At 49.2% G+C, this 25,299-nt stretch carries 27 protein-coding genes; 9 read left to right on the top strand and 18 right to left on the bottom strand.

Annotated elements, in window-relative coordinates:
* Positions 1-91: 91 nt before the first annotated feature.
* The gene (locus tag ACFQ3W_RS12595) at positions 92-2,323 is read right to left on the bottom strand and encodes an MMPL family transporter (RefSeq protein ID WP_379319753.1); all 2,232 of its coding nucleotides are present in this window, start codon (positions 2,321-2,323) and stop codon (positions 92-94) included.
* 169 nt (positions 2,324-2,492) lie between these two features.
* Between ACFQ3W_RS12595 and ACFQ3W_RS12590 the strand changes: the two genes are divergently transcribed.
* From ACFQ3W_RS12590 to ACFQ3W_RS12580, 3 genes are all read left to right on the top strand, one after another.
* Positions 2,493-3,110 (top strand): TetR/AcrR family transcriptional regulator, encoded by a 618-nt coding sequence (locus ACFQ3W_RS12590; protein ID WP_379319579.1) that lies wholly within the window; start codon positions 2,493-2,495, stop codon positions 3,108-3,110.
* A gap of 28 nt (positions 3,111-3,138) precedes the next feature.
* Entirely contained in the window at positions 3,139-3,441 is a 303-nt protein-coding gene (locus ACFQ3W_RS12585; RefSeq protein WP_379319578.1) for a hypothetical protein, read from the top strand.
* A gap of 110 nt (positions 3,442-3,551) precedes the next feature.
* Positions 3,552-4,823 (top strand): MFS transporter, encoded by a 1,272-nt coding sequence (locus tag ACFQ3W_RS12580; protein ID WP_379319577.1) that lies wholly within the window; start codon positions 3,552-3,554, stop codon positions 4,821-4,823.
* 87 nt (positions 4,824-4,910) lie between these two features.
* Here the strand turns inward: ACFQ3W_RS12580 and ACFQ3W_RS12575 are convergent, their stop codons facing one another.
* Positions 4,911-5,843: a manganese-dependent inorganic pyrophosphatase gene (locus ACFQ3W_RS12575; protein WP_379319576.1), complete on the bottom strand. Its 933-nt coding sequence runs from the start codon at positions 5,841-5,843 to the stop codon at positions 4,911-4,913.
* Positions 5,844-6,095: 252 nt separating this feature from the next.
* On the opposite strand from ACFQ3W_RS12575, the gene ACFQ3W_RS12570 reads away from it, so the two are divergent.
* Entirely contained in the window at positions 6,096-6,782 is a 687-nt protein-coding gene (locus ACFQ3W_RS12570) for a response regulator transcription factor (RefSeq protein ID WP_379319575.1), read from the top strand.
* 2 nt (positions 6,783-6,784) lie between these two features.
* Complete coding sequence (locus tag ACFQ3W_RS12565) at positions 6,785-8,338, top strand: HAMP domain-containing sensor histidine kinase (protein WP_379319752.1); 1,554 nt, start codon at positions 6,785-6,787, stop codon at positions 8,336-8,338.
* A 597-nt stretch (positions 8,339-8,935) separates the two neighbouring features.
* On the opposite strand, the gene ACFQ3W_RS12560 is transcribed toward ACFQ3W_RS12565, so the two are convergent.
* Positions 8,936-9,397 (bottom strand): GNAT family N-acetyltransferase, encoded by a 462-nt coding sequence (locus tag ACFQ3W_RS12560; RefSeq protein ID WP_379319574.1) that lies wholly within the window; start codon positions 9,395-9,397, stop codon positions 8,936-8,938.
* A gap of 125 nt (positions 9,398-9,522) precedes the next feature.
* Positions 9,523-10,794, bottom strand: a complete 1,272-nt coding sequence (gene hflX / locus ACFQ3W_RS12555; protein ID WP_379319573.1) for a GTPase HflX — start codon at positions 10,792-10,794, stop codon at positions 9,523-9,525.
* A 503-nt stretch (positions 10,795-11,297) separates the two neighbouring features.
* Between hflX and ACFQ3W_RS12550 the strand changes: the two genes are divergently transcribed.
* Positions 11,298-11,732: a DUF2500 domain-containing protein gene (locus ACFQ3W_RS12550; RefSeq protein ID WP_379319572.1), complete on the top strand. Its 435-nt coding sequence runs from the start codon at positions 11,298-11,300 to the stop codon at positions 11,730-11,732.
* Between the two features lie 679 nt (positions 11,733-12,411).
* On the opposite strand, the gene ACFQ3W_RS12545 is transcribed toward ACFQ3W_RS12550, so the two are convergent.
* Positions 12,412-13,311, bottom strand: coding sequence for an SDR family oxidoreductase (locus ACFQ3W_RS12545; protein WP_379319571.1), 900 nt, complete (start codon positions 13,309-13,311; stop codon positions 12,412-12,414).
* A gap of 141 nt (positions 13,312-13,452) precedes the next feature.
* Here ACFQ3W_RS12545 and ACFQ3W_RS12540 point away from each other — a divergent pair, with 141 nt between their 5' ends.
* Both ACFQ3W_RS12540 and ACFQ3W_RS12535 read left to right on the top strand, forming a co-directional pair.
* Positions 13,453-14,415: a helix-turn-helix transcriptional regulator gene (locus tag ACFQ3W_RS12540; protein ID WP_379319570.1), complete on the top strand. Its 963-nt coding sequence runs from the start codon at positions 13,453-13,455 to the stop codon at positions 14,413-14,415.
* A gap of 43 nt (positions 14,416-14,458) precedes the next feature.
* Entirely contained in the window at positions 14,459-15,049 is a 591-nt protein-coding gene (locus ACFQ3W_RS12535) for a GrpB family protein (RefSeq protein WP_379319569.1), read from the top strand.
* A gap of 20 nt (positions 15,050-15,069) precedes the next feature.
* Here the strand turns inward: ACFQ3W_RS12535 and ACFQ3W_RS12530 are convergent, their stop codons facing one another.
* On the bottom strand, positions 15,070-15,987 hold the full coding sequence (locus ACFQ3W_RS12530; RefSeq protein WP_379319568.1) for a LysR family transcriptional regulator: 918 nt from the start codon (positions 15,985-15,987) through the stop codon (positions 15,070-15,072).
* 97 nt (positions 15,988-16,084) lie between these two features.
* Here ACFQ3W_RS12530 and ACFQ3W_RS12525 point away from each other — a divergent pair, with 97 nt between their 5' ends.
* Complete coding sequence (locus ACFQ3W_RS12525; protein WP_379319567.1) at positions 16,085-16,675, top strand: LOG family protein; 591 nt, start codon at positions 16,085-16,087, stop codon at positions 16,673-16,675.
* On the opposite strand, the gene ACFQ3W_RS12520 is transcribed toward ACFQ3W_RS12525, so the two are convergent.
* The 12 genes from ACFQ3W_RS12520 to ACFQ3W_RS12465 all read right to left on the bottom strand — a co-directional run bounded on the left by ACFQ3W_RS12520 (position 16,662) and on the right by ACFQ3W_RS12465 (position 25,296).
* Entirely contained in the window at positions 16,662-17,405 is a 744-nt protein-coding gene (locus ACFQ3W_RS12520; RefSeq protein ID WP_379319566.1) for an ABC transporter permease, read from the bottom strand. The genes ACFQ3W_RS12525 and ACFQ3W_RS12520 overlap by 14 nt on opposite strands.
* Positions 17,392-18,126, bottom strand: coding sequence for an ABC transporter ATP-binding protein (locus tag ACFQ3W_RS12515; RefSeq protein ID WP_379319565.1), 735 nt, complete (start codon positions 18,124-18,126; stop codon positions 17,392-17,394). The genes ACFQ3W_RS12520 and ACFQ3W_RS12515 overlap by 14 nt, the downstream gene beginning before the upstream one ends.
* A 63-nt stretch (positions 18,127-18,189) precedes the next feature.
* Positions 18,190-18,969, bottom strand: a complete 780-nt coding sequence (locus ACFQ3W_RS12510) for a MerR family transcriptional regulator (protein WP_379319564.1) — start codon at positions 18,967-18,969, stop codon at positions 18,190-18,192.
* A gap of 75 nt (positions 18,970-19,044) precedes the next feature.
* Complete coding sequence (locus ACFQ3W_RS12505) at positions 19,045-20,016, bottom strand: ring-cleaving dioxygenase (RefSeq protein WP_379319563.1); 972 nt, start codon at positions 20,014-20,016, stop codon at positions 19,045-19,047.
* Between the two features lie 21 nt (positions 20,017-20,037).
* Positions 20,038-20,481 (bottom strand): MarR family winged helix-turn-helix transcriptional regulator, encoded by a 444-nt coding sequence (locus tag ACFQ3W_RS12500; protein WP_379319751.1) that lies wholly within the window; start codon positions 20,479-20,481, stop codon positions 20,038-20,040.
* A gap of 160 nt (positions 20,482-20,641) precedes the next feature.
* Positions 20,642-20,872 (bottom strand): hypothetical protein, encoded by a 231-nt coding sequence (locus ACFQ3W_RS12495; RefSeq protein WP_379319562.1) that lies wholly within the window; start codon positions 20,870-20,872, stop codon positions 20,642-20,644.
* On the bottom strand, positions 20,862-21,302 hold the full coding sequence (locus ACFQ3W_RS12490) for a hypothetical protein (protein ID WP_379319561.1): 441 nt from the start codon (positions 21,300-21,302) through the stop codon (positions 20,862-20,864). The genes ACFQ3W_RS12495 and ACFQ3W_RS12490 overlap by 11 nt, the downstream gene beginning before the upstream one ends.
* On the bottom strand, positions 21,295-22,734 hold the full coding sequence (locus ACFQ3W_RS12485) for a hypothetical protein (RefSeq protein WP_379319560.1): 1,440 nt from the start codon (positions 22,732-22,734) through the stop codon (positions 21,295-21,297). Before ACFQ3W_RS12485 ends, ACFQ3W_RS12490 begins: the two co-directional genes overlap by 8 nt.
* A gap of 16 nt (positions 22,735-22,750) precedes the next feature.
* Complete coding sequence (locus tag ACFQ3W_RS12480; RefSeq protein ID WP_379319559.1) at positions 22,751-23,362, bottom strand: putative phage tail protein; 612 nt, start codon at positions 23,360-23,362, stop codon at positions 22,751-22,753.
* Complete coding sequence (locus tag ACFQ3W_RS12475) at positions 23,355-24,413, bottom strand: baseplate J/gp47 family protein (protein WP_379319558.1); 1,059 nt, start codon at positions 24,411-24,413, stop codon at positions 23,355-23,357. Before ACFQ3W_RS12475 ends, ACFQ3W_RS12480 begins: the two co-directional genes overlap by 8 nt.
* 2 nt (positions 24,414-24,415) lie before the next feature.
* Positions 24,416-24,829, bottom strand: coding sequence for a DUF2634 domain-containing protein (locus ACFQ3W_RS12470; RefSeq protein ID WP_379319557.1), 414 nt, complete (start codon positions 24,827-24,829; stop codon positions 24,416-24,418).
* Positions 24,829-25,296 carry a DUF2577 family protein gene (locus ACFQ3W_RS12465; RefSeq protein WP_379319556.1) on the bottom strand — a complete coding sequence of 156 codons (468 nt, stop codon included), beginning with the start codon at positions 25,294-25,296 and terminating at the stop codon, positions 24,829-24,831. The genes ACFQ3W_RS12470 and ACFQ3W_RS12465 overlap by 1 nt, the downstream gene beginning before the upstream one ends.
* Positions 25,297-25,299 lie beyond the last annotated feature (3 nt).

Here is a 25,299-nt window from a genome sequence, read left to right as displayed (position 1 = left end):
TATGTAACTCGTAAAAAGTAAAAACGGCCCTATCCAGAAGATGGATAGAACCGTCTTATCTAAAGTTGAACAAACTCGCGCCTTTCTTCAGTTAGATATTCTCGGCCTTGTTTGCTTTCTTCGACTTTATCCAAGCAACATCCGGCCAAAAAGCCGCCTTACCCAACAGCATGGTTATAGCTGGAACCAGGAACGGGCGTACCAGAAACGTATCCAGCAGAACACCGATTGCAGCGACGATCCCAAACTGCACCAGGACTTGAATCGGGAGAGTGGCCAGGACAGCGAACGTTCCCGCCAAAATAAGACCGGCCGAAGTGATCACGCCCCCGGTTTCGGTTACACCTTCCCGAATGGCATCCTTAAGCGGCATCTCATTGCGCTTTCTCCAGATGCTGGAGATTAGGAATATGTTGTAGTCCTCGCCCAAGGCGACAAGGAAAACAAACGCATACAGCGGAATAAGGCCCTGAATCGCCGTAGTTCCCATAATGTCATGAATGACGATCCAGCCTAGACCCAGCGCTGAGAAATACGAAAGAACTACCGTCAAAATCAGATATACCATAGCGACCACAGACCGCAAATATACTAGCAAAAGAAGTGCAATCAGGCCAATCACGACAGGTATAATGACCCGTGTATCCCGGTCATAGCTTGCTTCGGTATCATACTGCGTCGCTGTCTGACCGCTAATCCATACACGATCGCTAGGTTCGGAAACACCCTTATCTCCAAGTAGCTTTTCCGCGGCTTCGCGCAGCTCAGGAATGTGGGTCATAGCCTCATTGGAATAGGGGTTCACATTAAACTGAAGATCGACGGCGTAAATGTTGGCATCGTCTTTTCCGGCAATCGGCTCGGAAACTTTGCTAATGTAAGGCAGACTGCCGAATGTCCCCTTGAGATCTACTGATTTTCCTTGCGTATCCAGCATCACCTTGACCGGAGCCAATTCACCAGGGGTGAACTTGTCAGCGATGACCGAAAATCCTTCCCGTGAAGGCATATCCTCCGGGAATGAGGATAGCAGATCAACGGTATACTGAATCCGTAGGGAATTTGCGGCCAGGCCCCCTAAAAGCAGCGTGGTGACGATAAAAATAACCCAGGGCCGCTTCGTTACGGTACGGCCAATCCAGCCTCCAACCGGTTTGTTCGCGTGAACCGCCGGTTTCTTTCCTTTGCGCTTGGCTCGTTCGGCTTCCATTTCCGGCGTCCGTGGAATAACCGGGAAGAACGATGCACGTCCCAGGATCGCCAGCAGCGCCGGCACCAACGTTAAGCTCGCCAGACCCATGACGAGAATTGACAAGCTAAACGGAACGGCAAACCGGTGTACGGAGCCGTAACGAGCCAAAAGCAGCACAAGCAAAGCAATAACAACGGTAAAGCCGCTCATGGCGATTGCGCCGGAGGCATCCTTTACAGAACTGGCTAATGCCTTCGCTTTATCCTTCTCTTGCTTTAACAACTGCCGGAAGCGCGAGATTAGGAACAAGCAGTAATCTGTACCGGCCCCAAACAGCAGCACCGTCATGATCGAAATTGCTTGAGAATCGACGGTGATCCAGTCTTGCTCCGCCATTTTCCCCAAGATGGGACCCGTCACCCCAAAAGCGAATCCGACCGCAATCAGAGGAATAATTGCCAAAATCGGAGAGCGGTAAATAAGCAGCAAAAGCACCAAAACAATGGCAACGGTCGCAATCATCAAAGAGACATCGGCATTGGAGAACAAGCCGTTCGCGTCAATCGAAATCCCCGCCGGGCCGGAAACCCTAGCCGTTATGTTATCGCTCCCCAGTTTGGCTGCAAACGGATCGGCACCAAAAATTTTCTTTGCCTGTTTCTGAACTTCTTCTACACCGGATTTCATCACAACAGTTTCCGTTCCCTTATTGAAGAAAAACGGTAGGACAAACGCTGTTCCATCTTTGGACGTCTGCTGCTTGAGCGCCGGAAGCGGCATGCTCTGAAGCGGAGGTACAAGCTCTTGCCCCTTTACCGGGTGCTCTGTGAAATAGGTCGTCAGCTTAGCAAGGTTGCTGAAATCATCATCTGTCAGTCCTTTTTCCCTGTTCCAGACGAGTAATGCCGGAACTCCCCCATCATTAGGAAATTGTTTATTCGCCAGCTTGTCAGCGACAACCGAAGGCTGATTATTGTCCAGATTGGCGGCATTGTTCTTCTCCATTTCGTTAACGCTAGGCCATATGGCACTTAACGTACCAGCCAGCAATATCCAGACTGCTAAAGTGATCCACTTTGTTTTCTGCCCAGCTACCAAACGAGCCAGTTTACCAAGAAAGGTATCCTTCATTCGTTTCATCTCCGTCTCCATCACAAATTTTAAAACTTCAAATAAAAGATACGCCGTAGTTAATTATATATACCGGACAGTTAATTATCAATCATTGTTTTTTCAAATGATGTTCCGATAAAAAGCTTATGGTATAATGTTTCGTCAGTACAAGATTTGAGGTGATCGCATGGACATTCCAACTAAAAGACCCTTAGGACGTCCAATCCAGCAGCAGGACAGCATCAGTACGTCTGATCTAATATTGCACTCGGCCTCCGTACTGTTTATGGAGAAAGGCTTTGAGAACGTATCCATGAACCAGGTTGCCGACCATAGCGGTGTCACAAAGGCGACTGTTTATTACTATTTTCCGACCAAAACCGATCTTTTCGTGGCCTCAATCGTCGGTGTCCTCACTCGGGTGAATGAACGGATCGAGCATATTTTGCAAGGACCGGGATCTTTTCAGGAGCGGCTGCTAAAAATATCGGTGAACTATTTAAAGGTACCTCAGATTCATATGGATGATATGTTTGGGAAAATAAAGCAGCATTTATCGGAGGAGCAGCAAAATCAGCTCATCCATCAAGAGGATGCCCTATACCAAACGCTTTGCAAAGGGTTTGAGGAGGCGGCCAGGCAGCATGAAATCGTGTGCAGCGACCCTAACCTGGCGGCACATATTTTTGTGTCCATGCTAAGAATCGGAGAACGCCAGTATACGGGCCGGACTAAACTATTCGAAACCACGGAGGAAGCGGCCGAGTCCATCATTTCTTTCCTGTGGAGAGGTATCCATAACTAACTGAGCATACGATAAGGGGGCGATGACATTGGCATTCGGGGTAACGAGAGAAGAACTAAACGCCTGGAAACGGGCCGTGGCCCAAGGTAAAATCGCCTACTTGACTCATTTTTGGCTTGAGCCGCGTTTTCCGGGAATAAAAACAGTGACCAAGGTAGGCTGCTCCGATCTGGGGCGGCTTACTGCGTGGTGCCTTGAGCATGATTTGGACCCAAAGTATATCCATCATCGTTCCCCGTTTCCCCACTTTGACCTGATCGGCCCCAAGCAACGAGAAATTTTACGTGAGGAAGGGCTTTGGGATCAGCTTGAACGTTTTAAGATGCTGTAATTCATGGCTATAATTGTTTTTTACCCTTCTAATGAGAGTTCAAATAAAGTATTCTTTTAGGATGGGATAGATCTGTCAAGAGAGAGAAAATCATACCTGAGGTGGTAATTATGTCAAATGAGGCTCATGCTTCACCTGCATCGACCAGTCTGTTTCGCAACAAGTTCTATCAGACGGTCCTGATCTCCAACATTTTTCTGCAGATCGGGATCTGGGTAAGAAACTTCGCTATTCTGATGTTTGTCACCGATAAGACCAATAATGATCCGTTAGCCGTATCCTTAATATCGGTCGTCGAATTTGCTCCGATTTTTGTATTTTCCTTCATCGGCGGGGCTTTTGCCGACCGCTGGAAGCCGAAAAAAACGATGATCTGGTGCGACTTTCTGTCCGCCGTCTCCGTCTTTGCCGTATTATTGACGCTAATTTATGAATCGTGGCAGGCGGTTTATTTTGCAACTTTTATTTCCGCCATTCTATCGCAATTTTCACAGCCGTCTGTTATGAAGCTGTTCAAGCAGCATGTCCATCCCGACAAAGTACAGCAGGGCATGGCGATGTTTCAGTCCCTCATGGCGATCTTTATGATTTTAGGGCCTTCGCTGGGCATCTTCTCCTATCATCAGTTTGGTATATACGTCTCCATCGCTGTGATGGGTGTAGCCTTCCTCCTATCCGCGATCACCTTGTTTAGACTGCCTGCTGATGTGGTGGAGGACAAAAGCGAAAAGCCTAAAACGAACATCCGTCAAGAGCTGGCGGACGGCTTCAAATACGTGTGGCGCAGCCCGGTGCTGAGAGTGCTGGGGGCAACCTTTGCTATAGCCGGATTTTCCATCGGGACGATCCAAACGCTCGGGTTGTACGTGGTCACTGAAAATTTAGGCAAAAGCAAAGAATTTTTGCAATTTCTGCTGATGGTGAACGGCGTTGCCATGTTAATCGGCGGAGCCGCCGTCATGACACTCGCCAAAAAAATTTCCCCGCAAATGCTGCTGGCATTCGGGATGACGATCAGCGCCTTGTGCATTGCAGGGATGGGCTTCTCCCACAGCGTACCGCTGACGCTGACGCTTCAATTTCTGAACGGGCTAACGATGCCTTGCATTCAAATCGGCATCAATACGCTCATATTGCAGTGGACGGAGCAGTCTTTTGTCGGAAGGGTCAACGGAGTGCTCAGCCCGATGTTCATGGGCATGATGGTCATTATGATGTCTTTTGCCGGCGTACTCAAAAAATTGTTTCCGCTGGTCGGGATTTATGCTGCATCCGGCCTGGTCATGCTGATTGGCGCAGCCATTCTGGTGCCGATTTTCAAATATAAGAAGCCGGCTCCTGCAGCAAATACAAATATGGAGCCTTCGACCGAACCTTCATAAGCTTATGATTACAGCAAAAAGCCTTGATGCAAGCGGGGTGGCTCCCTGCTTCATCAAGGCTTTTATTAATTGCTATGTAATGCAGAATTAGCGTTTGTTGAAAATGTCCGTAAGAACCGGAACGACTTGCTTTTTACGGGATACAACGCCTTTTAGCAGTGCTTTGTTGTCGGACAGCTTCACGTTATATGCTTCTTCTACGGCACTTGCCCCTTTACCCAAAGCGAGCCCTACCGAATCGCTGTTCAAAATGTCCGTGACTACAAGCAGGAACAGATCGAGTCCCTTGCTCTCAATGATTTTATTCAATGCCGTCTCGATCTCTGGTTGGCGAGCCAGCACATCGTTCACGTCCACCGCGTTCACTTGTGCGATTTCCACCTTGGAACCGCCCATTTCGAACTCTTTGGCGTCCAGGGAGATCAGCTGCTCGATCGTCTTGTCGCTCAAATCCGCACCGGCTTTCAGCATATCCAGTCCGTATTCTTCCGCATTCACCCCGGCAATTTCAGCTAGCTCGCGGGCGGCGGCAACGTCCTGCTCTGTGCAGGTTGGCGATTTGAACAACAGTGAATCCGATATGATCGCAGACAGCATCAATCCGGCCACGTTTGCAGGGATGCTGATTCCGTTCTCTTTGTACAATTTTTTCAAAATCGTTGCTGTGCAGCCGACCGGCTCAGCGCGATAAAACAGCGGTCCGCTCGTTTCAAAATTCGCGATCCGATGATGGTCGATAACTTCCAACACTTGAACCTTATCGATATCGGAGGCGCTTTGTTGACGTTCGTTATGGTCGACCAGGATAACTTCCTTCACTTCACCGGAAACCGACTCTACCAGCCGCGGGGCTTCAAAGCCGAACCGTTTGAGCGCAAAGCTCGTTTCTCCGTTCACATTTCCAAGCCGAACCGGCTCAACGTTCCAGCCCAGCTGCGATTTCAAATCTGCATACGCAAGCGCAGAGCAGATCGTGTCCGTATCGGGATTTTTATGTCCAAAAATCAGTACTTTATCCATGTCTTTACTCCCCTTTATTAAACTTTCATGAGAAAAGTATAGCGGTAATCAGATTTGCAATCAAGAGTAGCTGGAACGACATGGCAGCTCTCGTAAAACTTAATTTACTTCCCCAAGTAATCCGGTTACGATCAGAAGAGACGAGCTGTACTGCAGTTTCAGTCGGTGCTCAGGCGTCATTCAGCTTACACTCAGCCGACAAAGCGATAATTAATACATGGATCGGATGTAACTTAGGGAGGCTATCATCATATGAATAACGTCAAAGGTGCAAAAATATTACTGGTCGACGATGAACCGCATATCGTACAGTTTCTGGAGCTAGGTCTCGCCAATGAAGGCTATGAAGTACGGTCTGCCGGGGACGGTATGACCGCCGTGAGCCTTGCAGCTGAATTTCAGCCGCATGTCGTTGTCCTGGATGTTATGATGCCCGGGATGGATGGCTGGGAGGTCTGCCGCATGCTGCGAAAAAACGGCGAGAACGTCGCGATTATCATGCTTACCGCCAAGGACGAGGTCGATGACCGGGTGAAGGGACTCACGATCGGGGCCGACGACTACGTCGTGAAGCCGTTCAGCTTCGAGGAGCTGCTGGCCCGGATTGGAGCACGCCTTCGCAATCAGTTTCCTGCGCTGTTCGGCGAGGTTGTTATGGGCCCGTTCCGCTTGGACGACCGGAGGAAGGAAATCATTTATTTGGAGCAAGTTCTGGAGCTCTCCCCCACCGAATATGAGCTACTCAAATATTTGATTATCAACCACGGTATCGTACTCAGTAAAACAACGATTTTAGATAAGGTTTGGGGCTATGATTTTGGCGGTGAGGAAAACATCGTAGAAGTGTACATTCGCTCGCTTCGCGAAAAACTGAACGATAAGGAGCATCGGTTGATCCGAACGCTTCGGGGCGCGGGCTACCGCGTTGATTTACCATGAAGATGAAGATAAGCCTTTCTTTTATGGGTAAAAAAGTGCTGCAGAGGCTTCGCAGCCTCTTCATTCCGAGCTCGCTCCGTTATCAGTTGTTATCGCGTTCCTTATATATCCTGGCGGCACTGCTGCTGCTGATCGGAGCCTTTCAGTACGTATTGATGAAAGACTTTCTGTACCGGAACGAAGCGCAGACGATGATCTCTCAAATGAGAGGCCCACTCAAGGATCTGTTCAACCGGGCTGGTCCTGGACATGATGCTGGAGGTGTGAACAATCCTTTTTCGGGTCGCGATGCCAGCAAACCAAACAACGGCAATGACAACGCTCAGCGTCCCCCGATGCTGTTCCTTCCGGATTCCTCACTGGCGATTGTGGGCTCCGATCTGAGCTTTCTCGATATTACCGGCGCATCCGGTGTCCCTGCACCGCAGCTTGCACAGGAACACTATAAGGCTCTATTCAAAAATGATACTGGTAAGCTAGGGCCGGACGACTACCGCGTTGTGGAGGATAAGGCTGGGAACGAACAGCTAGTTGTCTTCCGTGCCGTCGGCAATCCTGGGGAAATGGGAGGGGCTTCATGGGTGGTGCAAATGGGAACTTACACGGAAAGGCTACATGACATTGTTCTGCGTCAGTTATTGACCTTTGTTTTTCTGTCACTGCTTGCCTTAGCCGGTGGACTGGCGCTCTATTTACCGGTACTGCGCCGCACCCTGAATCCGCTGAATCAAATGGTGACAACCGTCGAGGATACCAATGCGGGCAACCTGAATAACCGCTTTCCGGCAGTGACCGGACAAACGGAAATCGATCGGCTAGGCGTCTCGTTTAACGGAATGATGGAACGACTGGAGGATGCATTTGAAACCGAACGCGAGGCGAAGGAGCAAATGCGCCGTTTCGTGGCAGACGCCTCGCATGAGCTTCGTACTCCGCTTACCTCCATACACGGTTTTCTTGAGGTGCTTCTGCGCGGAGCCGTAAACCGGCCGGAGCAGCTCCATACCGCTTTGAACAGCATGCTCGGCGAATCCAAGCGCATGAAGAAGCTGGTCGAGGATTTGCTGACGCTGGCTAAATTGGATCGTGCTCCAGTAGTCCAGCGTACCGAGGCATCCCTGGATGTTCTTATTGAGGATATGGAGCCGCACCTCCGCATCCTAGCAGGAGAACGCGAGGTGGAATTTGCTTTGAGCAGAAACCTTCGAGTCATGTGCGATTGCGATAAAATCAAGCAAGTGGTACTCAATCTGTTCCATAATGCTGTACAGCATACCGACCCACAGCAGGGCCAAATCACCATAACGTTATCCGCCGAGCCGGGATTAGCTCTGCTTCAGGTACAGGATAACGGTCAAGGGATTGCTGAAGAGCATCTGCCGCACGTATTTGAGCGCTTCTACCGCAGCGACGCATCGCGTACGCGCAAGCAAGGCGGAGCCGGGTTAGGTCTCGCGATATCCAAATCGATTGTTGAAGCTCACGGGGGCCAAATCTCCGTCAGCAGCGAGCCTGGAAAAGGCGCGGCCTTCACCGTCATATTGCCGGCGCTGTAGCTTGTTAGACTTCTATATTGGAGGCATGGGAGGAATGGGTATGGGGTTTCACCCCATACCCATTCTCTCTTCTGCTCTACTCCTTGCTCCCTGCAGCTTTTTCAACATCTCACCGATCTTTAGGCGTATTTTCAGGGGAGATCGATTTTGGATTTTTAGTTGCATTTCGTACATCTAAAATGATGCAATTTGCCTTGGCAGGTTCGTTTTGCTGATTTTAGCTGCACTTTCTGCACTTAAATGCTCAAAGGTTCCAAATATGCGGGATTTAACTGTAGAAAATACATTTAGTTTGTAAGTCCCAATGGTAGCGGTAAGTTCTATGGCAAGAGTAAGCCCTATATGTAAAAGTAGTTCCTGCGATAACAGCAAGTTCTAATGTAACGGTAGTTGCTACCGTAAGAGTAAGCGGAGGTCAGCCCATTTCGGCCGACACCCATCTTTCACTCGCCATATTACTCTTTTGCTGATCGTCTGCAAGGTCTGAAAGTGCGGAGCATGTCCCCCACTTCATCTTCATTCCGTGCTAAAGTTCAAAAAAGGAATAAGCCGTTCCCCAATGGGAATCGGCTTATTTCTTTATAGCATTATGCTATTTTAACGCAGCATCCCTTTATAAATACCGGGCTCCGAGCCCTCGATCACGACCGCTCCAACAGCTTTGGCATAAAAATCCTTAGGTCCTGCACTGCCGATGACCGCATACCCGTAACCGTCCTGGCGCATCAGATATAGCGTATGCATCAGCAGCATTTTGCCGACTCCTCTTCCGCGCTCCTTCTCATCTACCCCGGTAGGACCAAAAAAGCCTTTGGTCGTCGTATCATAGCAGGCGAACCCGAGCATCTTGCCATTTTCAGTAGCAATGATGCACGTAATCGGCGCATGGGCAAAAGCCACCTCGGCTTCGCTTACCCAGAACGGGCTGAAATGCTCACCAATCCACTTTGTGACCACGTGCTTTTCCGGAGCGATCGCTCTGCGAATCGTGACCCCGGTGCGTGCTTCGAATTGCTCCACCGACTCCAATGGAGGCAGATCATATAACTTAACCAACATATCGGACATATTAAATAATCTCCTTTTTGAATATCCTGTGTCGAGGGCTATTTTACGCCTTACCCGGATATTCGACAATACCTTTTCGAAATAAAATATCAAAATTTTATATTTTGTTCGATTGTTTATTTCGCCAGGTCGATTACGTACTCCTCGTATTTCCCATAGTCGCTCAGCCTGCACTCCAAATCCAGCTTCGTCCCTTCCGCCTCATAGCTGGTTTCCAGAATGTTGGCATGCTGGTTGAAGTAAGATACCAAGCTGCCTTGGTCATACGGAATAATCATCTGGCAGCGAATGTAATCTTTAAAGATCCGCGAGCGGATTTGCTCAACCAGTTCATTCATCCCGATTCGAGGCTTAGCGGCCATGTAAACGATATCGCCTTGCACCTCAGGGATTACGTGGTCCGTAAGATCGGATTTGTTGTACGCATATAGCGTCGGGATATCGGTTATTCCGATCTCTTTTAGCGTTTGGTTGGTGATCTCTATGTGACGTTCATACTCCGGGTTCGAAAAATCGACCACATGAATGAGCAAATCGGCTTCCGCCACTTCCTCCAACGTAGAGCGAAACGCTTTGATCAGATGATGCGGCAGCTTGCTGACAAAACCGACCGTATCGGTCAGCAAAAATGATTTATGGTCCTGAAGCGAAATATTCCGCACCGACGTTTCCAGTGTGGCAAACAGCATATCCTTCTCGAGCACCAGCTTCTCTTGGGACGGATTGAACATCTCCATCATGGCGTTCATGATCGTGGATTTCCCAGCATTCGTGTAGCCTACCAAGGATACGACGGGAACATCGTTCTTCTTGCGCTGCTTCCGCTGAGTCTGTCGATGAGCGACAACCTGCTCAAGCTCTTTGCTGAGCGCGGTAATCTTCTCCTCAATCCGCCGGCGATCCAGTTCAAGCCGAGTTTCCCCGGCGCCGCGGTTCTTCGTGCCGACGCCGCCGCTTTGGCGGCCCAGCGATTCGCGCAGACCGATCAAGCGCGGCAGCATATATTTCAGTAGGGCTACCTCTACTTGAAGCTGCGCTTCCCGGGTCTTGGCCCGCTGGTCGAATATATCGAGGATGAGCACAGTCCGGTCGATCACCTTGCACTGCAGATCCGACTCTAGATTACGAATTTGCGACGGGGACAGCTCATCGTTAAAAATGACCAGATTTCCGTCATTCGCCTCCAGCAGCGCCATGACCTCCGATATTTTGCCCGTACCAATATAATGTGAGGTATTCACCTTAACCAAGTTTTGCGTGAGCACCCCAACGACTTCAATGTCGCAAGCCTCCGCCAAATTCGCCAGTTCTTCCATTGAATAATCGAAATCGTCCTGATGGTTCAGATTCACGCCGACCAGGATCGCTTTTTGTATGAGTTGTTCCATAATGTTGCCTGCCTCCCTTTATAAGAAAAATAAAAAACACAGGCATCACACCTGTGTCTATATGCAAACGGAAAGCGGCATTGGACCGCAAAAATGAAGCCTTCCGCGGTAACAAATCTGTCCCGCAAAGGCAGTCACGTAAGGCATATTCTATTCTAAAGTTACCTTTGTGAAAAAGGTGAAGTTCCCTTTATCATAGCACACCTATCCCGTTTGCTCCGCACAGGTGCAGAGCCTTTGAGCACTATTCAATTAGCCGCGCAAAGTGGTAAAACGGAATTTAATGTACAACACAGGGAACCCTCCGTTCTTTTCATATTTATTCCAGTTTAGCACAAATCATATTCATTCACAATCTATGCGGCTTATGAGGCTGTTCGTGATAAAATGAAACATACATCCCATTTTCTTCGTAAATTAGGAAGATCATCATGCTGACTAGGTGGTTACTTCGCACATAAAAAACAGTGATGTTCGATTCGGCAAAGGAGGCTGTTTTTGAAATGAATGGATTTAGTTCCCCGTACTCTATTGGTAGCGGAGGTGGGATGTTTGAGCTTATTAGCACGTTATTTCCAATTTTATTCATTGTTGTGCTCGTTATCATCATTGTGAAAATGGTTGGAAGTGGCGCGCGTTATATGAAAAATGCCAACTCCCCGCGTGATAGCCGTTTTGCCAAGGTCGTATCCAAGCGGATGGATGTTCACCAACATAGCCACATGAACTCAGACAACCACATGAACTCCACATCTTCGCGTACGTACTACTACATCACACTCGAATTCGATAACGGAGAACGCCAAGAATATCTTGATGTCAAAAATTTGTATGGCCTCGTAGTGGAGGGAGACACCGGTTACGCCGCAATTCAAGGCGACTGGATCGTTGCCTTCGAGCGCAACACTGGCGGAAGCCCGGAACAGGCCCGGTATTAACGCGGAGGCGGGGCAGGGCAGGCCGGCGTGGATCAGCGGCAGGGCCACTATGCCAGTTTGGCTGTTGCGCGGGATCGTGGTTGACCGGGTACGAGTGCGGCTGCAATCGTGGTGGCGGCAGTTCTGATGTGCCCGATCGTGGCAGCTCATGAACTCGGTGCGCCGACGTGCCGTGGCGCATACTTCAGCTCGGCGGCTAAGGAATCCAGTAAGCCTTATTTGATGCAAAATGCGGAAATTTGTACTCTAACGAATCCAGCACGTCTTATTTGTCTCAAAATGGGGCAATTCTGCTGTTTTTATACCAAATAAGGTTTCTGGGATTCGTTAGAGTCAATAATTGGCCGATTTAGGCAAAATAGCGATGCTCAGATTCGTTAGAATTTAGGCGACCACATTTATACCGATTTATGGTACACCGTGCCCCGTCCTATACTTCTCATCAACTCTAGCCAATACACATACGGAGCACTCCGCTCCACCTACTATACTCTACTTCAACTTCGTCCTACTTTACTCTAACTTACTTAATCTACTTCACTCTACTCCATCCTGCTCACTCTACTCCTAACCAGCCTACTCCTACTCTAACCTGCTTACTCTGCTCTATCCCAATCTTTCTTTTTCTAATCCACTCTACTCTACCCAATCACTCTACCCTGGTTACCCAGCTCAAACATCACCGAACCGGCAATCCCTGCTCTCGCGCGTAATTTCCCCAATGCGGCCTGCGGCCGTCAATGTCAGTAAAGCCGTATTCGTCCGATAAATCCCAACTGGTGAGCGCCTGTCCGGACTTTTCGCTCACCTTGGGGTCGGCGGCCAATGCCGCAACCGCCCGGCCGACGAAATACGGCGTCTCTGATTCGCTGTAATGTGGCTCCTGCACAATGGCGTCCCGCCAGTTGTGCTCCTCCACTCCGAAGTGCTCCAGCATCTGCTCGGAGCGCAGAAATCCCGGAGTTACGGCCACAACGGTCACGTGATGCGGGCGGAGCTCCTCGGCCATGCCGGTGGCCAGGTGGATCGGAGCTATTTTTGCCAGACTGTAATATAAGTTATCTCTATAGCTGTACGTAGAACCATCCGTGATCTCGATGATCAGTCCTGTCCCGCGCTTCACCATGAGCGGCGCAGCATAATAGCTCGTTATCAGATGTGTTTTCACCGCGCGTTCCTGCATCAGCAGTGCATCGCTTAGCGGCTGCTCCCAGAACGGAGTTCCCCAATGTGTCAGCCGTTCCCCGCCCCAAATGTCATTCACGAGAATGTCGAGACGGCCATCCTGCTCCTGCTTGACTCGTTCAAACAGTGCCTCTACCTGCTCCGGTGAAGTATGATCGGTACGTACAGAAATACCTACCCCGCCGTGCGCCGTAACCATTTCCGCCGTCTCCTCAATCGTCTCCGTACGTCCGAGATCTGAAGCCTCTCCCCGCACACTTCGCCCGGTACAGTATACCGTCGCCCCGGCTTCCCCCAGCATGACCGCGATACCACGGCCAGCCCCCCGGGTTGCGCCTGCTACAACGGCGATTTTTCCCTGTAACGACTTTAATTCCTCCTGCTTATTCATCATAGCGCCTCCTTCTCACAAACGTATTTTGGATGGTTTTGATCATTTCATATTCATTTTATCAACCTATATATGACATCTATTGTCTTATATCTGTGGTAGAATAAAGATAGACAAACTCCAAAGTTAGGGGATGGCCATTAGGTGCGAGCGGATCGGCTGTTATCTATATTGCTGCTCCTGCAAAATCAGGGAAAGATGAGCACCCGCCATCTGGCGGAGCAGCTTGAGGTATCTGAAAGGACCATAACAAGAGATTTGGAGGCCTTAAGCACGGCCGGCATTCCGGTCTACGCGGAGCGGGGATCACAGGGCGGCTGGGCGCTAGCGGAGAGCTATCGAACAAACTTGACCGGGATGCGCAAGGAGGAGGTTATTTCTCTGTTGCTTACTCATCACAGCGGTCTGCTGGGCGACCTGGGGATTCAGGAGCATTTTCAATCGGCCTATCAAAAACTGCTTGCCGCCTCTCCCGCTGCAATTCGCCAGGACGCGGAATTGATTCGTCAGCGAATACATATCGATGGGGCCGGGTGGCACGCATCAGAGGAGACTTTCCCCTGGCTTTCCCTCGTGCAGGAGGCCGTATGGACGCAGCGAAAGCTTTGGATCCGCTACAAAAAGGATCATGAGGTGGCGGAACGCATCATAAATCCGCTCGGACTCATTGCCAAGCGCAACGTTTGGTATGTGGCGGCAGAGCGAAATGGGGAGCTTCGGACCTATCGCATTTCGAAATTGGAGGAAGCACGGCTTTTGGAGGAACCGTTTGAGCGTCCGGAGGGGTTCAATCTGGCCGAGTATTGGGAGCAATCGACCGTCAGCTTCAAATCCCGTCTTCCCCGCTATCCAGCACAGGTTAGAATCACAGAATCCCGGCTAAGGCGACTCCAACGAGAGCGTTATGCCAAGGTGCTTCGTGCTGAGCCGGATGCGGGTGGCAACGGCTTTGTACGTGCGGACATGGAATTTCAAACGCTGGAATCGGCATGCGAGTTAATTCTCGCTTGCGGTCCGGAGATAGAGGTGCTTGAGCCTGCAGAGCTTCGCGAGCGGGTTATGTCCGAAGCGAGAGCGATATGTAATATGTATCTAGGCGGCCAGTAACGCCCGGTCGCTTTCGGACCAACCATTTTAAGGAGAGAGGATCGTGCCAAAGGTGCCAAAGCCGTTATCGGAAATGACTTTAGAGGAGCTATGGGAGCTGTTCCCCATTATTTTGAAAGAGCATAACCCTGCCTATAGTGAGTGGTATTTGGAGGAGCAGCTAAAGCTTCAAGCCTGCCTCCATTCCGAAGATATCGTTCGAATGAATCATATTGGGAGCACAGCCGTCAAAAACCTGATCGCCAAGCCGACGGTAGACATTTTATTGGAGGTACATGAAGGCTGCAGCATATTGAACCTAAAACATACATTGGCGAACAATGGCTGGATTCTGATGTCTGAACATACTGAACCTGCTCTAAATCTGGTGTTCAATAAAGGCTACACGCCGAATGGCTTTGCGGATAAAGTGTTCCATCTACACGTACGAAATATAGGCGATTGGGATGAACTCTATTTTAGAGATTACCTCATGGTCCACCCCGACATCGCTGCTGAATACGGGGAGCTAAAGCTACATCTGCTCGGAAAATATGAGCATGATCGCGACGGCTATACCGCGGCAAAATCAAACTTCGTCCAGAAATACTCGAAGCTGGCGAAAGAAAGATTTACCGATCGATATAAGCTGTAAAAGTAAAACTGTCATAACAGTTACGCACTGCAAAAAAGATCAATAAACCTTTGGGCGGCAGTCGAAACAGGCATGCCTTTTTTGGTCACCACCGCGAGATTTCTCACCGGAATCGGCTCACTTGTCGGCACTTCAAAAAGCCGCCCTTCCCGCAGCTCCTTTTGTACATAGTCCTTGGTAACGCAGGCGATTCCCATGCCTTTTATGGCAAACTCCACAATTAAATCCAAATGGCTCAATTCGATTTGGGGGGAGAGCCGGACTTCATGGGAGCGGAAATACTCCTCGATATACTCTCTAGTACTGCCGCCTTGCTGCAGCATGATCAGCGGATAATTGTCCGCAAGCTGCTGAACACTTATCGGATTCTCATTAAGCTGCTCATACCCTGTTCCCGCCACAAAACAATCCTGAATTTGGATGTTTTTTACGACATCCATACTGCTTTCATCCAGATTGCGGACATTCAATATCCCGATGTCGATTTCCCCAACACTTAATAGTCTGGCTATTTCCGGGCTCGATTGATCTTTTACGTTAATCTTGATGCCTGGATACATCCGATTGTACTCGCAAATTGACTCCAGCAAGTCATATTTGCATACGGCGGTACAAACGGAAATCCGTAATTGCCCCGCATTCATTTGCTTTAATTCTGCAAACTTTCGTTCAGCAGTCAGCATCAGCCCATAGCCCTGCTCGATGTATTTAAACAGGACCTCCCCCTCTACAGTAAGAGTAACTCCTCTTGCATTCCTGTAAAATAGCTGCCCTCCGAGCTTGTCCTCAAGCTGTTTAATAGACTGGCTGATCGCAGGCTGCGAGGTGAACAGTTCCGCCGCCGCCTTGGAGAAGCTTCCCGATTTTGCCGTAATATAAAAAATTCTATAGTGCTCTAAATTAATATACATATAAATTTTCAGTATATCTCCTATCACAAATCCATATTTTACTTATATCACTTTCCCTATCATAATAATCGTGCAGGTTATCGTCAATAGCTTCGTTTTAGTTCATTTTGGGGAGGTTCGAGTCATGAAAAAAATATGTGTATATTCCGGCTCCAATCCAGGAAATCGGCCGGAATATAAGGAACTGGCCATCCGGCTGGGACAAGTCTTCCTACAACACGAAATTGAGTTGATATATGGAGGTTCGAAGTTGGGATTAATGGGGGCCATGGCCTATCATATCCTAGATAACGGCGGTAAAGTCACCGGAGTTATGCCGAGAGGTCTTTTCCCGACAGAATTGGTCCATGAACGGCTCACCCGTTTCATCGAGGTTCGTGATATGCATGAAAGAAAAAAAACGATGGCTGATTTAGCGGACGGTTTTATCGCCTTGCCGGGAGGGATCGGGACGTACGAGGAGCTGTTTGAGACGCTTAGCTGGGCGCAGCTTGGGATCCATAACAAGCCAATTGGGGCTCTTAATGTGGCTGGTTTTTTCGACCCCCTCGTGTCCTTGCTGCAGAACACCGTGTATGAAGGCTTTATGAGAGAGTCCAATATGCAGCTTCTCCTCGTAGCTACCAACCCGCAAGACCTGGTAGATCAGATGAACAACTACATCCCTCCTGTCCTCGGCACTAAGTGGCGTGAACTACCGGTTACTCCCACCTGAAAAAGCGTACAGAGACGCCGATACAGATAACCGCAAGGGCGATCATAACAATGACAGGAAGCAAGACGCTGTCGCTTGGCAGGCCAAGCGAAGCCGCCTTTAGCAGCTTAATGCCTTGGGTCAGCGGCAGTAGATCGGCTGCTTTTTGCAGACCCACAGGCATGATCTCGTACGGCAGTGTAGCTCCTGAGAAAATAAGCATGGGGAAGTACAGCAGGCTGGCGTAGATTCCTGCGGCCTTGCTATTTGGGGCGAGTCCGCCTACCAAGAGTCCGATGCTGAACATCGTCAACATGACCAGGAAGTATCCGCCCAAAAACCGAAGCCAGGAACCGTTTAATTGATAGCCGAAGAAAGCGGCAGCTGTCGCATAAACAAGGATCAGCGAGACTATAGAATAAAGCGCATAGTTTACCACCTGCACCGCTAAAATGAGAACCGGGCTGGTAGGCGTTACCTTGAAACGTTTGAGTATTTTTCGATGCCGGTAATCGGATACGACTAAAGGGAGTCCCATAACGCCGCCTGCACAGATAGCGATCGTCGCAACTGCTCCGAACGATTGCTCAAGAAACGTGTAATTCGCACCCTCAAATGCTGGCTTGCTTCCGAAAATGACGCCAAGAATGATTACCATCACAACGGGCATGCAAATGGCAAAAATAAACATATCCATCCCGCGCAGGGACAATTTGAATTCGGTTTTGAACAGCTTGCTAAATGCGTGCATCGTCTTGTTCCTCCTCGTTCGTGTACCAGAGATAGGCATCCTCGAATTTTTCATAGGGACTGGCTGCGATCGCCTCTTGTACGGTTCCGTAAAAAATACTTCTCCCCTGCTTTAAGATGCAGATTTTATCGCAAAGCATCTCCACCTCGTCCATAAAATGAGAGACCAAAAATATGGTCAACCCTTTTGCTTTCAGTTCGGAAAGGCTTTTCCATACGTCCCGCCTTGCTTTGGGATCTAGTCCTGTGGTCAGCTCGTCCAAAAATACAACCTCAGGATCCGGTACTAACGCGAGGACAATGAACAAACGCTGCTTTTGCCCTCCTGAAAGCTCGTTTACCGGGCTTTTCAACTTATCCAAAAGGCCGAATTGCTTCAGTAATGCGTTGTAGTCTAATGAGTTCCTGTACAGCGATTGCGTCACCTCGCAGAGCTCGCCTACCGTAATTTTATCCTGGTAACCGGATTCTTGAAATTGCACGCCGACTCGCTCAAACAAGCTTTTACGATTTGTCTGCGGATTCATGCCCAAAATCGTTACCGTCCCTTGGTCCTGCCTTTTGGTGCCTAAAATACATTCAATCAACGTGCTCTTTCCAGCGCCATTGGCTCCAAGCAAGCCGAACACCTCGCCACGGCCGATGGAAATATCGACATTTTCGACTGCCGCGACCCCGGCATAGGACTTGCTAAGCTGCGTTACTTCGATGGTTGCTTCCATCCTGGTAAAACCCTCCTCTTCTTTGGTGTATCCAAAGAATAACACCAGACCTAAAGTCTGGTGTTAAAGTGTAGGGTTCGACCCGAACCGTTTTTTCATCTGTCCCAATTGAACGAGCATTTGAAGGGCGTTTGTTTCAGCCGCCTGCAAGGAGGTAAGAAGCTTGTCGCATACGGATACGATATCGTCGTCTTCTCCCGGCGTATCAATCACCTCTCGCAGGTTAGCCTCAGGGTCGCTGTAGAGCGCGCGAAGCATCCGTAAAATCGCGGCCAGGGAATAATTGGCGGAGCGCAGTGATCGGATGACGATCAGCCTTTGAAGGTCCTCAGCGGTATATACGCGATACCCGTTTTGCTTGCGTTTCACCGTCAGCAGCCCGTTCATTTCCCAATTTCTTAAAGCATCCATAGTGATTTGCAGTCGGTCTGCCGTTTCTTGTCGGGTTAAGCAAAGCTGATCTGCTTTCGCTTTCGGCTGCAACTCCAGTTCCCTCCCCGACAGCAACCGCTCCACGATGGAGATAGCTTCTTCCGCACTGGTTATCTCTTTTTCAATTTGCAGCAAGTAATCGTTTGTCAGAGCCAAGGCTCTGTCAAAGTCGCCGGCAGTGGAGCTCTTAATGATCTCAATCGCCTTCCTACGCAGGCCGCTTTGAATAATTTCAACTTCCATGGCCGTTCTGGCAAACTTGATTTGCTCCAGATGAAAATCGGTGAAAACACGGTAGCCGTTCGATGCCCGTTTAGCCCTTGGAATAAGTCCGAGTTCCTCGTAAAGCCTCACCGTATTGGGATGAATTCCGATGCGGTGTGCAATTTCCGCAGTTTTATAGGTGTTCATAGTACCAAACCAACTCCAGTCTTTTTCCCATACATAGCATACATCAAAAGTCTGGTGTTATAGTGGAGGGTTTGCTTATTGCACCGTATCAAGCGGCTTCAAATTAGCTTCGATTTGCTGACGTTTTGGCTCCAGAAACGGTGGAAGCGCCAGCGACTCGCCCAGATGCTCAAGATCCTCGTCCGTATCAAAGCCGGGACCATCGGTAGCGACTTCGAATAGAATGCCGTTCGGTTCGCGGAAGTACAGGGACCGGAAATAGAAGCGGTCGACAAATCCGGAGTTTGAAAATCCGGCCTCCTTCACTTTGTTGATCCAGGCGCGTAGCTCTTCTTCATTTTCTACGCGGAAGGCAACATGATGCACACCACCCCGCCCTAAACGCTCACGCGACAGGTCGGTTCTCTCTTCGACATGCACTTCTGCTCCCGTGCCGCCTTCGCCCGTTTCATAGACCACGATATCCGGCTGCCCCTCCACGGAAGACGCATATTGTCCTTTGCGGCGGAAGCCCATGATATCTGTCAATAATGCAATGGTTGCGTCTGCCGCGGGTACGGTGAGGCTGACCGGTCCAAGACCTAAGATGGCGTATTCCGCAGGGACCGGGCTCTTTGCCCAAGGGTGACCTCCCGCTACGCCCGCGTTGTGTTCGTCCGAAACCAATATCAGACGCTGCCCCTCAAAATCGCGAAACGCCAGTGTAGCCCTTCCAGCCCGCTCTATAATCTCCTCGCGTTCCACCTTAAACTCATCCAAGCGTTCCCGCCAATATTCCAAAGCCCGGTCACTCGGAACACGAAGCGATAGCGCCGAAATGCTGTTGTTCCCGTCCCGGTTGCGCCCGGCCATCGGAATCTCGAAGAACGTCAGCTCTGTCCCTGGATTCCCTTTCTCATCGCCATAAAAAAGATGATATACGGAAACGTCATCCTGATTCACCGTTTTTTTAATGAGCCGTAGCCCCATCACTTTTGTGTAAAAATCAAAGTTCCGCGCAGCCGAAGCGGTGAGCGCTGAAACGTGATGTATCCCTTTAAATTGCATATTATATCCCTCCAAAATGATTCATGATCCGTGCTTTTGCGCTTTCCGGAGCAGTGAGAGAAGCTGTTTCTTCTCTTCCCGGTTTAATCCTGCAAAATGCGAGGCCTGAAAGCTTTCCTGCTTAGAAACTACCTCGTCAAAAAGCGCTTGCCCCTGCTCAGTTAAAAACAAACATTTCTTCTTCCACTCCTGCTCGCGCCGGATCAAGCCCAGCTCTTCCATCTTGGCAAGCAGCTGAGTGATATTTCCCTTTGTCACAAACAGCTTCTCGGCCAACTCCTGCTGAGTCAGACCGGCAAAGGTGCCAATCTGGGCCAGAACATCAAACTGGGCGGGCGTCAGGTTCCACGCCTTCAAATGCTGATTCGTCGCGCGAAGGCTTTGGTTATAAATGCGGGAAAGTCGGAACCATATCAACAGACCAAGCCGTTTGTCCTGGTCCTGCTCCTTATCCTTTTTGTACATATCGCTCATGCCAGCCATCACCTCATTTACTGTGATCATTCTCACACCATCAGTTTAGTTCTAAACTGATAAAATGTCAATAAGCCATCCACAGATCCTTAAAGGATATGGATGGCTTAGCATAGAGGCGAATATGCCGGATATAATACCCGAAGTTGTACTAACGCTTTTCCTTGACGAAGCTGTCCAGTCGCGTCGCCAAGATTGCTTGCTGGTCCAAAATATCACCTAACAACTCATACAGCATTTCCAGCGTCACTTCCTTGGATTTAAGACTCGCAACGCCCCGTTTGCTGTGGCGGTCCTTGATTTCCTCGGCTTTCAGGCGAAGCGGGTCCGCCGGGATATGGAAATGGGCCGTCCCTTTGGACAAAGGTTTCTTAGTCGCCATCGACAACCACCACCTTTAGCTCTGCGTTTCGGTCGAGTCCTACGGTCTTTAACTTAAATTCCCCAAGCTCTTCACTACTGATCGTAATTTCCGCGATCCCGTTCAATGCTTTAATCGTCTGTCGCATGCCGTTCAGTTCGAGCGTCACCTCATCATTGAAATCGTTAATGACCTCTCCCTGCCAGTCGGTTATGAATACCTTCACCGTAACTACATCTTCCCCATCCGGTTGAATCGACGATTTATCCGACTCCATACTGGCGAAGCAGCCCTGAAATTGTCCATCGACATACCGTGTTAATAGCAATCGTCCATCCCGGTACTGCTCCTCGGTAATAGGGATCATGTCCGGAGAATCAACCTCTCCAGCCAATTCACTGACTGTGAATACCCGCATTTCTTCATCCAACTGCGCATAATACTTAGGCAAATTCAATCACCTCCCAGGCAATCTCCGCATAAGCTTCATAAAAACCATCGTAGAAATTAAACCGGACGGTATTGTTGCCAACCAGCCTTCCACAAACCGATCCGTCCATCATCGGAGAGGTTTGAAACCAATGAGATAGCCCGGAGGTGGAGAAATTCACGAACGACTTTGCCGGATTCACCGGATTAATCGTAACATCCCTAACGAGCGACCCGTTTCCGTTCGGATAAAAGTAAGATATATTCGTTGCCCCGCGCTGTACGCTTTTAATCCCCACGCCTTTCCACCCCGATCCATCGTTGTATTGCAAACTTCCATTATTCATCATAAATTGAATTCCGTTCACCTTATCTGCATTCGGTGAAAAACTGGCAACGTTTGAGGTTAAAGCCGAGTTAAAAAAGACTTTCCCGCATCGTTGCGCTAAAACAATCCGGTGCGGGTGGTCATAGAGCCGGGGTTTTTCCACATTATTGTCCCAAACCTTGACTTGCGGCTTAATGATCTGTTTGTCACCGAAATAAAGGGGAATGTCAACATATAAATAACTCCAATCCGTTAAGACGTAAGTTCCAGCTTCAACATAAAAATAAGTTCCCGAAGCAGGATTCATAATGAGAATGTGATCGTTTATTCGGATGCTTCCTCCTGAAGCCAAACCATAGTCGATGATACTTCCCATCGGCATAATCATTAACCCTTGGGTTCTTGCAACTATGCCCCAAGTTTTACGGTCGCTTAAGGCTTCCTCTTCCGAACCAGATATCCTTGATGAGTAAACGCTAATGCGTGTCAAAAAAACATTCGCGTACGGATCAGAGGCCTTAGTGATCGTTATTCGAACATGAGTTGCACTTTCAAGCTGCTGAAAATAGTGTCTTTGCACAAGGGGAGGAATTTCAGTTGATATGAAAGTATATACCCTTTTCCAAGTCTTGCCGTCTCTTGTGGTCTCTACAAAAAATTCGGAAGGGTACTGTCCATCGGCAGTTTCGAAACTCAATCCCTCTAAATCGTAATATTCTCTTTCCAGGTTGATCGTGATGGATTGAGGGAGTGGAGCGTAAGAAGCAAATAACAACCAGTAGTTTCTGTCCCCCCAATAATCATAATAAGGTGCGGTTGGTACACCGCCAACCTCTCCTCCACTAACAGTTACCGCTTTATTCTTGGCAATATTTATACTGAGCTGACCGGTACGCAAATGCCTCCTGACTATGCTGCTTTGGGCGATTTTCTCAGCCGTAACCGCTTCGCCGGCAATGCCATCCTTGCCGATTTGCGGTGCGTCTCCAGGCTTACCCGTATGATGATGCCCGCTGGATTCATGGAAAAGCGCATCAGTTGCTTCTATATTTTCATTCTGGGCCGTTCTTCGGACCGTATCCGAAGGCTCAAACGTTTTCAGCCCGGTTGGCAGTGGTTTCGGCATCTATCTTCTCTCCCTTCTAAGACTTGGTAGGCTTCCAAACTTCCAGTTGATCCCACGACATGTTCAGGGCATCCAATTTATCCCAGGTCAAATTGGCTGCATCCAGCTCATCCCAAATCAAATAAGTGTATTTAAACACTAATTCAAGATGCGCAGGGATGATTTCGCGAAGGACGCTGCGCATATCCAACTCATTCGCCGGGATTCCCCGCTTGCCGATAAACGTGATGACGACCTGATAATTCGCAAAATTTTCCTCTACTTTGATTTCTCCATTTTGAAAGGAATCAGCCACATTTTTGATGACCTCAAGCGTTACCGTTCCTGCTCCTCTGAGCTTTGATTTAATCACGGAACGCCGCTGGTCATACGGCTTGTTTTCGTCGACGACAATGCCGCAGATGCTCTCCCATCTCGCAAGTCCCCAGGTAGCGTATTCAATGAAAAACTGCTTGAGAACGTCCAAAACTTGCAGATTCAGCTCGATAAGCTCTTTCTTTTCCTGATTGATCAAATTCCCAGCGATACTAGGCTTACTTTCATAATCATCAAGATCATAATACTTGGGCAAATAATCAGGCAAATCCCTTTCGATATCGCGCACCAGCTCAAATAATTTGCTAGACAATGAAATTCACCGCCCCGGCTACCGCTACCTCGTCTTCTTTGATTTTTAGATTTCCCTTCACTCCGTTCATGGTCAATTCCTGAAAGTCTGCAATTTGCTCTATGTCCAGCAGGAGACCAAAAATGCGGTTGTAGGAAACGGTCGTCGTTTTAAAGGCGATACTGGCTAAAAAATCGTCCAATTTATTTTTGAATAGTGCCTTGATTTCTTCTAACGAGGCGCTGGGAGCCAGCGTCAAGCGAGCGGATACGTTGATGCTTACTTCCTCCGCAGGACTGACGGTAACATCTGCCCCAACAGGACGACGTTCTTTTACCGCATTCACCACATCCAAAATAATGTCATCCTTAGGCCTCCGCTTATCTTCGGACAAAATCGAAAGCTTGACCGTGCCGCCCCCCTTCCATGTCGGAAACACTTTTACATCCCCCACACCGGCCACTTCTAAAGCCCATTGGCGGTAGTGCCAGATATTCCCGCTCGTGGCAGGTCTTCGGACTCGGTCAAAATATCGGCCCAGAAGCGACTCGTCGGATTCCGTTTCCATCCCGTTTGTAAACTCTACCGGATTGGTTACGGAAATTACACCGGATAAGTTGCCCATAATGAGCTTGATCCGCCCGGCATCCACATTTCCCCGAATTCCGCCGACGGCAGCTTCCGCCTTGACTTTGGCTGTTTTCTGCTTGATGACAGCCTCCTCGGTGGTCACAAAAACGATCGCTTCTTCCTCATCTGTAGAAACGGAGGTCCCTTTAGGAATGATCGTGTCATCGTCACCCGTAAAAACGACCTCCCCCACCGCTTTCCTGCTCGGGCGCCGGGTAACTCCGAATTCCGCTGCCCGCAAATCCAGAAATTCCGAGGGCTGCTCCGAACTTGCAAAACCGAACTTCAGCACGTTGTTCAATTGAATATAGGCATGGGCAAGCTCGATCGCTGCAGGCGAGAGCAGATCGAAAGTGATGGAGCCCTGCCGGGTGTCGATGCCCTCCGGCGATGCCTTTCGCATTCGCTCCAGGATCGCCTCTTTCGTCTGATTTTCAAACACGATTAAATCGTCACCTCCTGCTCGATAATCCCTTTGGTGGTCTGTACCGTAAACGCAACGAACAGTTTGTCGCTTTCACGGATAATTTGAAATTGCTCTACCCCCTGAATGCGATCATCTTCCCGCAACGCTTCGACAATCACTCTTTTGACTTCGCTATTCAAAAGCTGGGGCGAAATGTCCTGACCGAGTAAGGTTTCGATTTCACAGCCGTATTGGCTGTTGTAGATCAAAAACCTGTAACGAGCCGTCTGAATCGCTTTGCGGATAAATTGCTTGATCGCTTCTTTCCCGTCGATGATCTTTTCGACGACTTGGCCTGTCTCGAAGTCAAGGTAATAAGTCCGTGAAGGAAGCGGAAGCGGCTTTATTTCCTCAAAGCGCTCCTCCCGGCTTCGCAATGGGGACAAAGGCATTAGTACGTCACCACCCGGTCGAGAATCATGTAGGTTTGACCCTGATTGATTCCGACAACCATGACGCGGTCGCCTTCCTTCAGTTCATCGAGGAATTCAAGCTCAGCTTCATTAATGGTCTGGTCGGCAGAGTCCACCGTCAGCCCAGTAAAGGATATCGTCCCTTGCCCCACGAACACAGCGCCCGGATCAAACTTAAACGGAGGAACCTTTGGGTTAACGTTCATTGCGGAAATTTTCGTTTTCCCTTCGCTCTTCATATTGATCTTCCGCTTATGCTTCGTGAGCGACTGGGCAACGATTAGGTCATCCTTTTCCAGCTCGAGATTCATATGATCTACCTTGATTTTCAACTCGGGCGGCGCGGCCGTAACCGTAGCCAGCTCCATCGTAACCTCCGAGTTGTATCCCAGCTCGCGGATCAACTGCACGAGTTGACTTGCTCCGGAACCTTCAATACGTATCATTGT

It is taken from the genome of Paenibacillus puldeungensis, from assembly GCF_042678945.1.
GTDB classification, from domain to species: domain Bacteria; phylum Bacillota; class Bacilli; order Paenibacillales; family Paenibacillaceae; genus Fontibacillus; species Fontibacillus puldeungensis.
This window is presented reverse-complemented; position numbering and strand designations above follow the sequence as displayed.

Excerpts from the sequence above, each read along its gene's own strand:
- ACFQ3W_RS12520 (WP_379319566.1), bottom strand. The coding sequence starts at position 17,405 with ATGCACGCATTTAGCAAGCTGTTCAAAACCGAATTCAAATTGTCCCTG.
- ACFQ3W_RS12495 (WP_379319562.1), bottom strand. The coding sequence starts at position 20,872 with ATGGCGACTAAGAAACCTTTGTCCAAAGGGACGGCCCATTTCCATATC.
- ACFQ3W_RS12485 (WP_379319560.1), bottom strand. The coding sequence starts at position 22,734 with ATGCCGAAACCACTGCCAACCGGGCTGAAAACGTTTGAGCCTTCGGAT.
- ACFQ3W_RS12510 (WP_379319564.1), bottom strand. The coding sequence starts at position 18,969 with ATGAACACCTATAAAACTGCGGAAATTGCACACCGCATCGGAATTCAT.
- ACFQ3W_RS12560 (WP_379319574.1), bottom strand. The coding sequence starts at position 9,397 with ATGTTGGTTAAGTTATATGATCTGCCTCCATTGGAGTCGGTGGAGCAA.
- ACFQ3W_RS12465 (WP_379319556.1), bottom strand. The coding sequence starts at position 25,296 with ATGATACGTATTGAAGGTTCCGGAGCAAGTCAACTCGTGCAGTTGATC.
- ACFQ3W_RS12580 (WP_379319577.1), top strand. The coding sequence starts at position 3,552 with ATGTCAAATGAGGCTCATGCTTCACCTGCATCGACCAGTCTGTTTCGC.
- ACFQ3W_RS12525 (WP_379319567.1), top strand. The coding sequence starts at position 16,085 with ATGAAAAAAATATGTGTATATTCCGGCTCCAATCCAGGAAATCGGCCG.
- ACFQ3W_RS12575 (WP_379319576.1), bottom strand. The coding sequence starts at position 5,843 with ATGGATAAAGTACTGATTTTTGGACATAAAAATCCCGATACGGACACG.
- ACFQ3W_RS12595 (WP_379319753.1), bottom strand. The coding sequence starts at position 2,323 with ATGAAGGATACCTTTCTTGGTAAACTGGCTCGTTTGGTAGCTGGGCAG.
- ACFQ3W_RS12550 (WP_379319572.1), top strand. The coding sequence starts at position 11,298 with ATGAATGGATTTAGTTCCCCGTACTCTATTGGTAGCGGAGGTGGGATG.
- ACFQ3W_RS12515 (WP_379319565.1), bottom strand. The coding sequence starts at position 18,126 with ATGGAAGCAACCATCGAAGTAACGCAGCTTAGCAAGTCCTATGCCGGG.
- ACFQ3W_RS12505 (WP_379319563.1), bottom strand. The coding sequence starts at position 20,016 with ATGCAATTTAAAGGGATACATCACGTTTCAGCGCTCACCGCTTCGGCT.
- ACFQ3W_RS12545 (WP_379319571.1), bottom strand. The coding sequence starts at position 13,311 with ATGATGAATAAGCAGGAGGAATTAAAGTCGTTACAGGGAAAAATCGCC.
- ACFQ3W_RS12565 (WP_379319752.1), top strand. The coding sequence starts at position 6,785 with ATGAAGATAAGCCTTTCTTTTATGGGTAAAAAAGTGCTGCAGAGGCTT.
- ACFQ3W_RS12590 (WP_379319579.1), top strand. The coding sequence starts at position 2,493 with ATGGACATTCCAACTAAAAGACCCTTAGGACGTCCAATCCAGCAGCAG.
- ACFQ3W_RS12570 (WP_379319575.1), top strand. The coding sequence starts at position 6,096 with ATGAATAACGTCAAAGGTGCAAAAATATTACTGGTCGACGATGAACCG.
- hflX (WP_379319573.1), bottom strand. The coding sequence starts at position 10,794 with ATGGAACAACTCATACAAAAAGCGATCCTGGTCGGCGTGAATCTGAAC.
- ACFQ3W_RS12500 (WP_379319751.1), bottom strand. The coding sequence starts at position 20,481 with ATGTACAAAAAGGATAAGGAGCAGGACCAGGACAAACGGCTTGGTCTG.
- ACFQ3W_RS12470 (WP_379319557.1), bottom strand. The coding sequence starts at position 24,829 with ATGCCTTTGTCCCCATTGCGAAGCCGGGAGGAGCGCTTTGAGGAAATA.